This window comes from Oceanobacillus sp. FSL W7-1281 (assembly GCF_037969835.1).
In the GTDB taxonomy this organism is placed as follows: Bacteria; Bacillota; Bacilli; order Bacillales; family Amphibacillaceae; genus Oceanobacillus; species Oceanobacillus oncorhynchi.
On record NZ_CP150214.1, the window covers coordinates 3,792,653 to 3,806,770 of the forward strand.

Consider the following 14,118-nt stretch of genomic DNA (forward strand, 5'->3'; position numbering starts at 1 on the left):
ATGCTAAAAGATCAGCACATTCTAAGAATACCTGGACCGAGCCCTATCCCTCCTAGTGTAGGGCGCGCAATGAACCAGACCATGATCGGCCACCGCGGGAAAGAAACGAAAGAATTACTAGAACGGATTCTTCCAAAGCTAAAATCTGTATTTGGAACGAAGCAGGATGTGATTCCTGTTGCCGGGAGCGGGACAGCAGGATTAGAAATGGCTGTCAGCAACGCTGCACATCCGGGAGATGATGTTCTTGTTATCGTCAGCGGAGCATTTGGTGATCGTTTTGCAAAAATATGCGAAGCTTTTCAATTAAAGCTGCACCGAATTGATGTAGAATGGGGAGATACAATTGACCCTCAAGCCGTTCAAGAATATTTACAAGCACATCCGGAAATCAAGGTGGTCTTTGCTACATATTGTGAAACCTCTACCGGTATTTTAAATCCAATCGAGCTGCTTGCCAAAACCGTACATGAATCTTCTGATGCTCTTTTCGTTGTGGATGGTGTGTCCTGCCTGGGCGGCGTGGAAGCTAACATGGACGAATGGGGTGTCGACATTTATGTAACAGGTTCGCAGAAAGCATTTATGCTGCCGGCCGGTTTAATGTTTATTGCAGCGAGCGAGCGTGCCTGGAAGGTTATTGAGGACAATCCGCAGCCGCGCTTCTATTTAGATATGCGCGTTTACCGGAAAAACTTAGAAAAAGTATCTACACCGTATACACCTGCGCTTTCTCTTTTATTTGGACTCGATCAGGTTCTGAATCTGCTGGAAGAGGAAGGCCTGGAAAACGTGTACCGTCGGCATATCGTCATGCGTGACATGACAAGAGCTGCTTTTAAAGCACTGGATATTCCTTTACTGGCAGCAGATGAAGATGCTTCTCCAACCGTAACAGCGGTCCGGCCGGTTGACTTTGATTCAGAGGCGCTCCGTTCTGCAGTCAAGGAACAGTTCAATTTAACCATGGCCGGCGGACAGCAGCACCTGAAAGGATCGATTTTCCGTGTCGGGCACATGGGCTATTGCTCTCCTGCTGACGTGCTGCAAACAATCAGCTTAATCGAAATCGGTCTTGTGAAAATCGGAAAAGATATCCAGCTTGGCAAAGGGGTTCAGGCTGCCCAAGAAATTTATTTGCAACAGGAGGAGAAGTAACTCATGACATATCGTGTATTAGTCAGTGACCCATTAAGTGACGAAGGAATTAAACCATTAAGAGAAATCGAAAATATAGAGATTGTTAAAAATCCAGGCTGGGATGAAGCAGCGCTCTTAGAAAATATCGACCAATTCGATGCTTTACTCGTCCGCAGTCAGACACAGGTTACGCGTCCTTTACTGGAAAAAGCATCCCGTTTGAAAATTGTCGGACGTGCCGGAGTCGGCGTAGATAATATTGATTTGGAAGCAGCAACAGAAAATGGAATTATTGTCGTAAATGCACCGAACGGAAATACCAATTCTGCTGCTGAGCATACTGTGGCTATGATTATGTCCTTGTCCAGAAATATCCCGCAGGCTTTCTATGCTTTAAAACAAAAGCAGTGGGACCGCAAACGTTTTGTCGGTGTGGAATTAAAACAAAAAACACTGGGCGTTGTAGGACTGGGAAGAATTGGTGCCGAAGTAGCGAAACGCGCCAAAGGACAGCGCATGAATGTAGTTGCTTATGATCCATTCTTAACCGATGAAAAAGCAGAGCGGATGGGAATAACAAATGCTACGTTAGAAGAAGTGCTTCGAGCAGGTGATTTCATTACTGTTCATACACCGCTGTTAAAAGAAACAAAACATCTAATTAATGCGGAAGCCTTTGAATTGATGAAGGATGGCGTACAAATCGTTAACTGCGCCCGCGGCGGAATTATTGATGAGGATGCTTTGTATGACGCGATTGTTTCTGGAAAAGTAGCTGGTGCGGCATTGGATGTATTTGAGCAGGAGCCTTTTACAGAACATAAATTGCTCACCCTGCCAGAGGTTGTGGCAACACCGCATTTAGGCGCCAGCACAATCGAAGCGCAAGAAATTGTAGCCATCGATGTCAGCCATGATGTTATCCGCTTCTTAGAAGGTAAAGCAGTCCGCCATCCAGTGAACATGCCTTCTATCCCTAGTGAAGCAATGCATCAAATCGAGCCTTATTTCTATTTAGCGGAAAAACTGGGTACATTTATTATCGATTTAGCGAATGAAGCCATAAATGACATTCGTATTACGTACTCCGGCGAATTAAGTGACATTGAAACAGGCCCGGTCACTCGCAATGCAGTGAAAGGTATCCTAAAACGCTTCCTCGGCAGCCGTGTAAATGATGTCAACGCATTATACCTGGCGGACCGTAAAGGAATTACTGTCAGCGAAAGCAAAACATCGGCACAAAAAGGATTTACAAATCTGATTACGATAGAAGTAACCGGACCTTCCGGAAGCAGAAAAGTTGCCGGAACACTATTAAACGGCCTGGGAGCACGCCTTGTCCGTGTTGATGGCTATCAGGTGGATGCGACACCGGAAGGGCATATGGTTGTTATCCAGCATATTGACCAGCCTGGTGTTATCGGACGCATGGGAAGTGCATTTGCAGAGCATAATATCAACATTGCTACCATGCAGGTGGATCGTTCAGACGTAGGCGGAAATGCCATTATGCTGCTGACCATCGATCGTCATTTAGAAGATAAAGCTCTTTCCGAAATTGCATTATTAGACGAGATTAAATCTGTTACTGCGATTGATTTGTAAAACGTAAAAAGCCGTTTGAACACGGCGCGAAGCTGTGTTCAAACGGCTTTTTTTATGGATAAAACACGTTATAATAAGAGATTGGCTATTCACCCAATTTAAGATTGCAGGATATTTTTTAATGCAGGATATTTTTTAATTCTGTAAGTGATTTGATTTCATAGACCGGCTCGATGTCCGTCTTATTTTCTGCATCAAATCGATTCAACCAGACAGAATCAATACCTGTCCGATTAGCTCCAATAATATCTGTATTTAAATTATCACCGACCATGACTGCCTCTTCCGGATCAATAGCGAGATGCTGTAAAACATGATGAAATATCTCCGGATCTGGTTTTCCTGTTCCGATATCTCCAGAGATAAAAATTTCCTCGAAATACGGAGGTAATTCAGGTGAAATCTCTAATTTAAGGTTTTGGAGACTTGGCGAACCATTTGTAAGCAAAGCAAGGCGATAATCCTTTCCAAGCTCTGCAAGAACAGACAGGGCATCCTCAAATAAATGCGGGCTCTCTATCCGGTATGATCTAAAAGCCTCTGCCAATTTTTTAGCAAGCTCCGGCTGATCCGTACCAGTATCTTTTAACCCCTCCAGCCAGGCTTTCTCCTGATATACAGGAGCGATTTCCCGCAGCTTTCGGAATTCCTCCCCCGGGTCCTCAAACGTTGCCCACAGACCTTCAAATGGATTGATGCCAATTTTTTGTGTATAGGCATAGGTCGGGTAAGAAGCATATAATTCTCTTGCCCTGGCACGAACATTTTTTTCCAATTCAACCGGATTAGTACCTGCTTCCTTTTCCGCCAGCCGACATGTTAAATCAAAAGCATCCTGTACACTTTTTTTGTCCCATAAGATTGTATCGTCCAAATCAAATAATACCATTTTTTTCATTATTCATTTCCTCACTTTTCCATTTTAATCATACTCGTAATCATAATTTAAAATTAATTTAAAATTTAGTCTTGCTAAAATCTTTGATATGTCTTATGATATATAGAAATTTAATCAATGGCAAGGAGACTTTTGATATGGAAGAACAAACTATTCGCGTGCAGCGTTGTGAGACAAAAAAAGAAAAGCCACAGGATGATCAATTAAGCTTTGGGAAGATTTTCACAGACCATATGTTTGTGATGGATTATTCAGAACCATTAGGGTGGCATAATGCGAGCATTGTACCATATCAACCACTACAAATTGAACCTTCTGCAATGGTATTCCACTATGCACAATCTGTTTTTGAAGGTTTAAAAGCCTATCGTACGGATAACGGAAGCATTGAGTTATTTCGTCCAGAGAAAAACATGGAACGTTTAAACAGATCAAATGATCGTTTATGTATCCCTCCGATTGACGAAGAATTTGCTTTAAAAGCCATTAAACAACTGGTTTCAATTGATCGTGATTGGGTCCCTCATACAGAAGGTACATCGCTATATATTCGCCCGTTTATTATTTCAACAGAAACTTATATCGGCGTATCTGCATCTACACGTTACAAATTCATCGTCATTTTATCACCGGTAGGGGCTTACTATAAAGAAGGCATCAACCCGGTTAAAATTGCAGTAGAAGATGAATACGTACGTACTGTAAAAGGCGGTACCGGCGAAGCGAAAACAGGAGGAAACTATGCTGCAAGCTTAAAAGCACAGGAGCTGGTTGCTCAAACCGGTTATACGCAGGTTCTCTGGCTGGACGGTGTAGAAAAGAAATATATTGAAGAAGTTGGAAGCATGAATGTTTTCTTCAAAATCAACGGTGAAGTAATCACACCTAAACTGAACGGCAGCATCCTTTCCGGAATTACACGTTCCAGCGTCATCGAGCTGTTACAGCACTGGGATATCCCGGTAGTTGAAAAACGCATTTCTATCGAAGAATTGTATGAAGCTTACCAAAGAGGAGAATTAGAAGAAGCATTCGGTTCTGGTACAGCTGCAGTTATCTCTCCGATCGGCGAATTAAAATGGGGAGATAAACAACTGATTATCAACGATGGAAAAACAGGAGATATCTCGAAAAAAGTCTACGATACGATTACAGGTATTCAATATGGCCATATGGAAGATCCCTTTAACTGGATGCAAAATATTGAAACCGAAAGCCCTGTGAAGCATTAATACTAAAAAACCAGGCTGGAAAAATATCCAGCCTGGTTTTTTAGTTTCATAATATAAAACGAAACTTCATTCAGTGGGAGTTTTTGCTTCTCTCCCGCTGAATTAGCCTAAGTGATTCAGGGAGTTAGCGTCCGTTATCTCCTGCCTAAATAAATTTATTTTCACTCTTTATTTTGAGGCGGGAGTTTTACGGACGATTCTCCGTGATAATCAATAATTATCTGATGCTGTATACATTTTTAGAGCTTTCTTTACAGTAATTTATTACCTGCAGATTGCCATAATTGATACCATTCTTCTCTCGTCAGCGTGATATCCGCTGCTTTTACCATTTCCGACAAACGTTTTGGAGTCATCGTCCCAATAATTGTTTGAATATTAGCAGGATGACGCAAAATCCATGCTATTGCTATCGTCTCACGGGCAACACCATATTTTTCTCCAAGCCTGTCCAGCTCTTTATTTAATTCCGGATAAGCATCCCGATCCATAATAAACCCGCCGAAGAAACCGTAACGAAGCGGGGACCAGGCCTGAATTGTCATATTATTTATCTGGCTGTAATCAATTACTCCGCCATCTAAATCCTTTGCCTGATCAAAGGCCGTATTTGCATATAATCCCTGATCAATCATACCGGAATTTGTAACACTTAACTGCAACTGATTAGCCACGAGATCCTGCTCCACATATTTTTTTAATAACTCGATTTGACGCGGCCGGAAGTTACTTACCCCAAAATGCCGGACTTTCCCGCTTTTTTCTAACTCTGAAAATGCTTCTGCCACTTCTTCCGGCTCCATCAGCGCGTCCGGACGGTGAATCAGAAATACATCTAAGTAATCTGTCTTCAAACGCTTTAAGCTTTCTTCAACAGATGAAATCAAATATTCCTTGGAAGAATCATAAAATCCGTTACGGATGCCTGCTTTCGACTGAATTATCATTTTTTCGCGAATAGCGGGGCTCATATTAATCGCATCCGCAAATACCGATTCAGACTTTCCTTTTCCGTAGATATCTGCATGGTCAAAAAAATCGATTCCATGATCCAATGCATTATGAATCACTTTATTCGCTTGCTCTTTCGTACTTTGCTGCATCACCATACATCCTAAAGAAATGACTGGAACAGATAATTCGCTGTTTCCCAATTGTATACGCTTCATAATAATTCCCTCCCTGCTTTCTATTTTATCACAAGCTTCGACATTCCCGATAATAATCCGAGCTTGTTTTACTTTTTTCTTGATGGGAGGATGGAAGAAAAACCTGTAGTGAGAAGGAGTTTCTCACTACAGGTTTTTCTATTTAGAACATTAGAGCGGGTAATTTTTCAAGCTGAAAGTCAGGTTATTTTTTCCGATTCGCAATGCTGCCCTCAGCCATTTGAATCATTCGTTTAACCATCTCACCGCCGACCGCACCGTTTTCACGAGCAGTCGTGTCAGCTCCTAAATTCACATGCATTTCATCAGCGATTTCCTCTTTCATCTGATTCACTGCACGTTCTGCTTGCGGTACTAACAACGCATTTCTTCGTTTGTCAGCCACCAGAGACCCTCCTCTTTTATTCAAAAGCAAGTGCAATACTTGCTTGCTCTTATCTTGTGCAGAACGTTATAAACTATACAAGAAGTTTTAGCATAAGTGCTTAAAATCGCACATATGTATATCAAGGTGATTTAAAAAAGCTGAAAGCATTTTTAAGGAGGAACTACTTGATGTTAAAAGCAGATTACAGTATGGATATGAACCTGCCTCAATCAGACGTATGGCGTTATTTAGAAGATTGGTCTAATTGGGCGAAGCAGGTGCCCGGTTATCAAACACATAAGAACATTTCCCCGACAGACTCGATTTGGGAGCTTCATGGAAAAGCAGGCTCCATTACTAAGGATGTAAAGCTCTATGTCAAAATCATAGAAATAACATCTCCGTCTACCGTTCAATTTCGGGTTCGTGATTCAGAAGACCGTTGTTTAGGAAGCGGCTGTTTTGAGCTTTCCCAGCTTTCTTCCCGTTCCTCCACACTGACCTGTCTATTAGAGCTTGAATTAAAAGGTTTAACAGGAAAAATAAGCGCACCATTGATTGGCTCTCTCCTTCCCGGCTTGTTGGAAAAGTTTGTCCAGCGAATTGCAAAGCCTCTGACAGAAGCTGATTCTGTTGCTTTACCACTTTAAAGCTATGCTGTTTACTCTTATTCTCAACAGTGATACATTTATATAGGTCTAATTATCATTGTTGGGAAAGGAACATAGCACATGGTTAACGCAAAACAATCGCATGCATGGAAGCAATATGCCTATATTATTATTGGAGCAACCATTGTCGGACTATCCTATAATATTTTCTTCCTGCCAGCACGATTAGCTGCTGGAGGTTTGTCCGGAATCAGCACAATATTATTTGAATTATATACGATTAATCCAGCTCTCAGCCAATTTATCATTAATATCCCTATTTTTATTATTGGATGGATTACTTTAGGGAAGGATTTCAGCCTAAAAACATTGATTGGAACGTTTTGGGTTCCATTTGTCATTTTTTTATCAGCGGATATTCCGATTACAGTGACCAATCCATTTCTGAGCGCACTTTACGGCGGACTTATTCTTGGTGCGGGATTAGGGATTGTATATAAAGGAAATGGCTCTACGGGCGGTACAGCAGCTATTGCCCAAATTGTGAAGAAATTCACTGGTATTTCCAGCGGCTATTCACAATTTATCGTGGATGGGCTTGTTGTCATTACTTCGATTTTTGTATTCAGCTTCGAGCTGACGCTGTTTGCATTAATGGCAATTTATATCAGCGGTAAAGCGATCGATGTTGTCCAATTACGGACATCCGCAACGAAGCTGGTGATGATTATCACGGAGGAGGAAGAAAAAGTACAGCAGCTTATTCAGAACGGTATTGACCGCGGTCTTACGAAAATTCGTTCTGTCGGCGGCTATTCGAAACTGGATAAAACCATGATATTGGTGGTTGCACAGCAGGCAGAAGCAGTTAAGCTGAAGAGATTATTACAGGAAGAAACACCTGACGCTTTCACTATTTTCATCAGTGCATCCGAAATTCTCGGGAGAGGCTTCTCACTCGATAAATACGATGGGCAAAAATTTTAAATCAGGTATGAAAAGAGCCAGAATATCCGGATATTCTGGCTCTTTTGCTATCTATTTATAGATGGATTCTTCTAGCCCGGCAGCATATTCATTATATTTTGATAAGCAAAGCCTTTGACCTGCTCCTCTGAATAATGTTTTTGCAGTTCATTCAGCAAATACGTATAGCCTGAGGCGTCTGGAATATGGTCTATATAGGAGCGGATGCCGTCAAAGTCCGATCCAAAACCAATATTCTTCTCTCCGCCAAGAGCACAGACATGATCAATATGCTCCAACAGGTCAGCAACCGTTGCTGTCTCTGCCCCTTTTTTCAAAAAGACAGGGTAAAGTGCAAAATGAATAGGCGCTTTTTTATCAATCAATGCTTTCAACTGATCATCGTATAGGTTTCTTGGATGGTCACAAATTGCCCTGGCGTTCGAATGCGAAGCAATTGGATAATCAGCCAGCTCCATCACATCCCAAAAAGCTTGAACTGAAAGATGGGATACATCCGTCAAAACTTCATTCGCATTATTTAACTGGACTGCCTCCTTGCCTAATCTGGTAAGTCCGGCTCCCCTGGGTTCTTCAGCGCCATCAGCACATAGATTTGCCGGATTCCATGTCAATCCAACAGATTTCACTCCCATTTGATAAAGCGTCTTTAGTTTTTCAAGATCATTGCCAATCGCTTCTGCTCCTTCTAACGTCAATACGGCGCCAATTTCATCCGGGGCCAGTGATCGAATATCCTTCCAGTTTCGGATAAACCTTACCTTCTCATTCTTTCCCACAATTTCTTCATGAAAAATGGCAGCCTGCTCTTGCGCATACTTCCATTGATCTGTCGTAGCAACATTTTCCGGGTCTACAAAAATCGCAAAAAACTGAACAGCAACATTTCCTGCTTCTAACCGCTGCAAATTTGTTTCTATCTCCGGCGCATTTCGAAAATCAAGCTGTTTTTGCCCTAGACGGGCTGTCTGTAATTTAAGTAATGCGTCACAATGCGTATCGATTACCTTCATGCTGTCCCCCTCACTTAAAAGAATTATTATATTCTTTCTGTCTTAACTCCACACGGCGTATTTTACCGGAGGAGGTTTTCGGCAGCTCAGAAACAAACTCAATCTTCCGCGGGTACTTATATGGTGCGATTTCATGCTTCACATAGCTCTGCAGGGTTGCAACGACTTCGCTATTTCCAATAATATTATCTTGTAAAATAACAAATGCCTTTACTACATTGCCCCTTACTGGATCTGGACTGGCAACAACCGCACATTCTTTAACATCCGGATGTTTTACGAGCGTATCCTCCACTTCAAAGGGTCCAATCGTATAGCCGGAGCTGATAATAATATCATCGCTTCTTCCTTCAAACCAGAAATAGCCGTCCTCATCCATGCTTGCCTGATCTCCGGTAACATAATAATCTCCGCGCTGGGTTCTTTTCGTTTTTTCCTCGTCTTTATAATACCCTTTAAACAAAGCAGCTGTATCAAGCGGAATGGCAATATCTCCTACTTCACCAGTTTTCACCAGCTCGCCGTCTTCATCGATAATAACAACATCATTTCCCGGGGTTGGTTTTCCCATTGAACCCGGACGTACTTCCATTCCTTTTAAGAATCCGAGCAGCAGGGTACTTTCTGTCTGCCCGTATCCATCTCTGACTGTCACATCAAAATGACGTCTGAATTTATCAATCACTTCACGGTTTAAAGGTTCTCCGGCAGAAACTGTGCTATGCAGTGCATTCAAATTATAATCATCTAAATTAGAAAGCTTCGCCATTAAACGGTACTCTGTCGGTGTACAGCAAAGCACATTAACCTGATGCTTTTCCAGCAGCTCCAAATATTTTGCTGCATCGAATCTGCCTGAATAGACAAACGCTGTTGCTCCCATTCCCATAATGGATAAAAATGGACTCCATACCCATTTCTGCCATCCGGGTGCAGCAGTTGCCCAAACCGTATCGCCATCTTGAATACTGAGCCAATAACGAGGAGCAGAGGACATATGTGCAAATCCCCAGCCGTGAGAATGAATAACTGCCTTTGGATTCCCTGTTGTTCCTGATGTATAGGATAAAATGGCAATATCGTCTCTTGATGTTTCTACCGTTTCTAACTGATCAGAAGCTTGTGCTTTTTCTTTATCAATCGATACCCAGTCTTCTATCTCTTTTCCTACACTAAATTTGGCAAGCTGTTCATACTCTACTACTCTTTTAAACTCATCCACGCATGCTTCTGTCGCAACTACTGCATCAATTTCGCCATGTGAGATACGAAATTGCAAATCCTTGGTCCGCAGCATTTCAGAGCTTGGTATAATAATCATTCCTGTTTTTAAAGCTGCAATATATAGTTCATACGCTTCGATACAGCGCGGAAGCATAATCATTATTTTATCTCCACGTTTTAAGCCGTGATTTAACAGGATATTCCCTGCCTTATTTGCATTCTTTATCAGATTCGTATAAGTTATTTCTTTTATATCTCCATTTTCTTCTTCTAAAATAACCGCTTTTCTTCCTTCATCTGCAGCATATTTTTCAAATTCAGAAGTAATATTATATAACGCCGGTGCAATCAAATCTGATTTTTTCATTTTATTCCTCCTCATATTAGTACCTCGTACTATATGTTAGTCATTATATCAAGAAATAAGAACAAGTTCAAAAGGATTTAAATTTTCTGATAGGATGTAAAGATTTAAAATCCTGCTTTACCGCCTTCAAGCAGCTAAAATTATATCCCTCTGCAAATAATGGTGTATGATAATAATTAAAAGGGAATAGTAACAGAAGGGAGTGTTGCTGATGTCAGCATTTAATGAGAAAGATTTCGATAAAGCTTATAATGAAGAAACCAAAAAAATAAATAGACAACTGGATAAAGATATTATTTTTGCCATGATCGGCGATATCAACACTGGGAAATCATCTACTATTAATCGGCTTATCGGCGACGATGTCGCTAAAGTTGGTGCACGTCCCGGAGAAACGGTCGGTATTGATAAATATGTGTACCGTGACAAAATTATTTTCGCAGATACACCCGGTCTTGATGATATCAACCATACAAATTCGGAAGAAACCTTTCGTTTTTACCGCGAAGCAGATGTCATTTTATTTTTCCTAAATGCTGCGGGAACAGTTTTTTCGGAAGGAGAAAGAAAATCATTTGAAACCATCAAAAAAGAGAATAAACAGATTGTTTTTGTTTTAAATAAAATTGATGCTGCAGATGATATTCCGGCACTTGTTCAATATGTGAAGGAGCATACGTCAAAACGCTATCCGGTTATCCCGATTTCATCCCGGACTGGCGAGAATATTGATAAATTACGGAATGAGATACTAGAAATTCTGAAAAAAAAAGAGAAGGAAATTCAATTCGCTAGGCTTATTAAGGAAAAATCATCGACGGCGAACAAATGGATTTTAGCAGCTTCTGGTTCAGCAACTGCTGTAGGAGCGGCTCCTCTTCCCGGTTCTGATTTTATTCCTTTAACCGGAATTCAAGTTGGATTAATGATCAGACTCGCAACATTGTATGAACAACCATTATCCAAGAAGAAAGCGAAGGAACTGACAATTGCGACCATTACCGGAAATATTGGCAAAACCATCTTCCGCCAGGTATCCAAATTTGTCCCAGGGGCAGGTTCTGTTATTGGCGGCAGTGTTGCAGGCGGAATGACACTGGCAATGGGATATGCAGTGAAATATGCTTATGAAAATAATATTGAATTGAATGCAGAGACGCTGAAGTCTCTTTATAGTTATTTTTATAAAAGGGGGAAACAGGAGGAGAAGGAATAAACAGACGAAACTTCATTCCGTAGGGATTTTACTTCCGGTTACATTGTGATAAATCTATCTGGATTGGAGCGTTCTTATGACGCAAAGAAAAAAGAATTATTTAGAAGCTTGCGTAGTAGTCCTCCTATTAATACCAATCATCTGGTTTGTTGATGCTATATCAACAGGAATTGTCTTGATTGTGCTAGGATTTAGTATTTTTACAAGTGTTGCCTTTTTCGAAATATCGTTATTGTATAAAAAGAATAAAGAAAAGAAAGTAGACGGGAAGGATTAACAGTTAACTTGCTGAATAATCGTTCCCGTCTACTTTTATAAACTATATATTTAACGCTTTAAATTCATCTTTTAAAATGGAATATATCTTTGCATCCTCCTGATTTCCTTTTCGCTGCATTGATTTTCTTAACGTTCCCTCATAAGTCATACCAGATTTCTCCATTAATTTGTAGGAAGCCATATTATCTGGGTGGCATCTTGCTTGAATTCGTTCCAATTTTAATTTCTCAAATCCAAAAGTAAGAACAGCCTTTGCCGCTTCTGTTCCAATTCCTTTCCGCCAATAATCCAAAGAGAGAGCATAAGCAAGTTCGGCAGAATATTGTTTTGGGTTCCAGACCAGGTCCATGGTGCCTATAACCCGGCTATTCTCCTTCCAAACAATTGCCCAAGCCCCTCCTTTTCCTTTTTCATACTGTTCAATTAATAAATTGATAAACGCTTCTGTATCTTCCAAAGTTCTATGGGCTTCCCAAGTCAAAAATGTTGTCAATTCAGGCTTGGAAGCATAGTCATAAATATCCTGCAAATCGTCTTTTCTCATTTCTCTTAAACACAGCCGATCGGTTTCTAGCACAGGAAACGGAATAAACGGGCTCTCTTGCATTGCTTCTCCTCCTTCTCCATTTACAGAAAATCGTCCATAAACACCCACTTATTTTTATGTGAAAATTAATATTATTATACACAAGCCAGCCCGTATTTCCAACTATCCTCTAAAATATAATTTATTAAAAAAAGAAGCTTTTCCGATGTCCAATACAACAAACAACGAAGTAATTTAAACGAAACGGAGTAATGAAAATATCAGCATAGGTCATGTCGTATTTAATACAAAACGTTTTATTCTTTTAGCAGCTTCTTCTAATAATTCTGCAGAAGCAGCGTAGGATAACCGCACATAATCCGGAGCTCCGAACCCAGATCCTGGTACAAGCGCTACCTTTTCTTCTTCTAATAACGCCTTTACCCAATCATCAACAGAATGAAAACCACCTGTTGTTGCTGCTGCTTTTACGTTGGGAAACAAATAAAATGCCCCTTTTGGCTTTACGCAAGTAATTCCTGGTATATCAACTAATAAGTCATAAAAAACCTGTAACCGTTCGGAAAAAATCTCCTTCATTTTCGGAATTACATTTTCTCGATGATTCTCGTATGCCTCGATTGCTGCATATTGAGAAATAGATGTCGGATTCGAGGTCACATGAGAAGCTAAATTTACCATTGCTTTAATGATTGCTTCAGGTCCAGCTGCATATCCTATACGCCAGCCTGTCATAGCGTATGATTTGCTCACCCCATTGATGATAACGGTTTGATTTTTCAATTCCTCTGATAAAGAAGCAATGGATACATGCTGATCCGTTGTATAAATCAACTGTTCATATATTTCATCAGAAACAATGACAATATCATGCTTTAAACAAACCTGGCCAATTTCTTCTAATTCCTCTTTACTGTACATCATGCCTGTCGGATTGCTGGGTGTATTGATAATTAACATCTTCGTTTTTGGGGTGATTGCCTTCTCCAGCTGTTCACTTGTAATTTTAAAGTCATTCGCTTCTAAAGCTGCGATATAGACAGGTACACCGCCTGACAGTTTTACTTGTTCCGGGTAGCTGACCCAATATGGCGCAGGAATAATAACTTCATCGCCATCATTTAAAATTGACTGAAAAAGTGCATAAAGCGCATATTTCGCTCCGGCAGTAACAATTACTTGCCCCGTTGTATAAGTTAAATTTTGATCTCTTTTAAACTTCTTAATAATAGCATGCTTTAATTCAGGGACCCCTCCAGATGGTGTATACTTTGTAAATCCATCATCCATTGCTTTTTTGGCAGCATCCAATATATGTTGGGGTGTATTAAAATCAGGCTCCCCAAACCCCAAAGCAATCACATCCTGCCCAGCATTTTTTAATTCTTTTGCTCTTGATGAAACTGCTATCGTTGAAGATTGTGTCAACGAATTTACTCTATTTGATAACTTCATGATAA

14 protein-coding genes are annotated in these 14,118 nt (G+C 40.6%); 7 read left to right on the forward strand and 7 right to left on the reverse strand.

Features of this window, described 5'->3' with window-relative positions:
• On the forward strand, positions 1 to 1,158 hold the full coding sequence (locus MKX55_RS18710; protein WP_339234094.1) for an alanine--glyoxylate aminotransferase family protein: 1,158 nt from the start codon (positions 1 to 3) through the stop codon (positions 1,156 to 1,158).
• Positions 1,159 to 1,161: 3 nt separating this feature from the next.
• The gene (gene serA / locus MKX55_RS18715; protein WP_339179635.1) at positions 1,162 to 2,748 is read left to right on the forward strand and encodes a phosphoglycerate dehydrogenase; all 1,587 of its coding nucleotides are present in this window, start codon (positions 1,162 to 1,164) and stop codon (positions 2,746 to 2,748) included.
• A gap of 118 nt (positions 2,749 to 2,866) precedes the next feature.
• Here serA and MKX55_RS18720 read toward each other — a convergent pair whose 3' ends face one another.
• Complete coding sequence (locus MKX55_RS18720) at positions 2,867 to 3,646, reverse strand: HAD family hydrolase (protein WP_339234096.1); 780 nt, start codon at positions 3,644 to 3,646, stop codon at positions 2,867 to 2,869.
• Positions 3,647 to 3,783: 137 nt separating this feature from the next.
• Between MKX55_RS18720 and MKX55_RS18725 the strand changes: the two genes are divergently transcribed.
• Positions 3,784 to 4,878, forward strand: a complete 1,095-nt coding sequence (locus tag MKX55_RS18725; RefSeq protein WP_042530013.1) for a branched-chain amino acid aminotransferase — start codon at positions 3,784 to 3,786, stop codon at positions 4,876 to 4,878.
• A gap of 251 nt (positions 4,879 to 5,129) precedes the next feature.
• Here MKX55_RS18725 and MKX55_RS18730 read toward each other — a convergent pair whose 3' ends face one another.
• Positions 5,130 to 6,047, reverse strand: a complete 918-nt coding sequence (locus MKX55_RS18730) for an aldo/keto reductase (protein ID WP_042530011.1) — start codon at positions 6,045 to 6,047, stop codon at positions 5,130 to 5,132.
• Between the two features lie 184 nt (positions 6,048 to 6,231).
• On the reverse strand, positions 6,232 to 6,432 hold the full coding sequence (locus tag MKX55_RS18735; protein WP_042530005.1) for an alpha/beta-type small acid-soluble spore protein: 201 nt from the start codon (positions 6,430 to 6,432) through the stop codon (positions 6,232 to 6,234).
• A 170-nt stretch (positions 6,433 to 6,602) separates the two neighbouring features.
• On the opposite strand from MKX55_RS18735, the gene MKX55_RS18740 reads away from it, so the two are divergent.
• Both MKX55_RS18740 and MKX55_RS18745 read left to right on the forward strand, forming a co-directional pair.
• Positions 6,603 to 7,064, forward strand: coding sequence for an SRPBCC family protein (locus MKX55_RS18740; protein ID WP_042530003.1), 462 nt, complete (start codon positions 6,603 to 6,605; stop codon positions 7,062 to 7,064).
• Between the two features lie 81 nt (positions 7,065 to 7,145).
• Positions 7,146 to 8,012 (forward strand): YitT family protein, encoded by an 867-nt coding sequence (locus MKX55_RS18745; protein WP_339179643.1) that lies wholly within the window; start codon positions 7,146 to 7,148, stop codon positions 8,010 to 8,012.
• A gap of 71 nt (positions 8,013 to 8,083) precedes the next feature.
• On the opposite strand, the gene MKX55_RS18750 is transcribed toward MKX55_RS18745, so the two are convergent.
• Positions 8,084 to 9,025 carry a dipeptidase gene (locus MKX55_RS18750; protein WP_339234098.1) on the reverse strand — a complete coding sequence of 314 codons (942 nt, stop codon included), beginning with the start codon at positions 9,023 to 9,025 and terminating at the stop codon, positions 8,084 to 8,086.
• Positions 9,026 to 9,035: 10 nt separating this feature from the next.
• Positions 9,036 to 10,616: an acyl--CoA ligase gene (locus MKX55_RS18755; RefSeq protein ID WP_339234101.1), complete on the reverse strand. Its 1,581-nt coding sequence runs from the start codon at positions 10,614 to 10,616 to the stop codon at positions 9,036 to 9,038.
• A 211-nt stretch (positions 10,617 to 10,827) separates the two neighbouring features.
• Between MKX55_RS18755 and MKX55_RS18760 the strand changes: the two genes are divergently transcribed.
• Both MKX55_RS18760 and MKX55_RS18765 read left to right on the forward strand, forming a co-directional pair.
• Positions 10,828 to 11,832, forward strand: a complete 1,005-nt coding sequence (locus tag MKX55_RS18760) for a GTPase (RefSeq protein ID WP_339234103.1) — start codon at positions 10,828 to 10,830, stop codon at positions 11,830 to 11,832.
• Positions 11,833 to 11,908: 76 nt separating this feature from the next.
• The gene (locus MKX55_RS18765) at positions 11,909 to 12,109 is read left to right on the forward strand and encodes a hypothetical protein (protein ID WP_339234105.1); all 201 of its coding nucleotides are present in this window, start codon (positions 11,909 to 11,911) and stop codon (positions 12,107 to 12,109) included.
• A gap of 42 nt (positions 12,110 to 12,151) precedes the next feature.
• Here MKX55_RS18765 and MKX55_RS18770 read toward each other — a convergent pair whose 3' ends face one another.
• Both MKX55_RS18770 and MKX55_RS18775 read right to left on the reverse strand, forming a co-directional pair.
• Positions 12,152 to 12,718 (reverse strand): GNAT family protein, encoded by a 567-nt coding sequence (locus tag MKX55_RS18770; RefSeq protein WP_339179653.1) that lies wholly within the window; start codon positions 12,716 to 12,718, stop codon positions 12,152 to 12,154.
• A gap of 210 nt (positions 12,719 to 12,928) precedes the next feature.
• Entirely contained in the window at positions 12,929 to 14,113 is a 1,185-nt protein-coding gene (locus tag MKX55_RS18775) for a pyridoxal phosphate-dependent aminotransferase (protein WP_339179655.1), read from the reverse strand.
• Between the last annotated feature and the right edge of the window lie 5 nt (positions 14,114 to 14,118).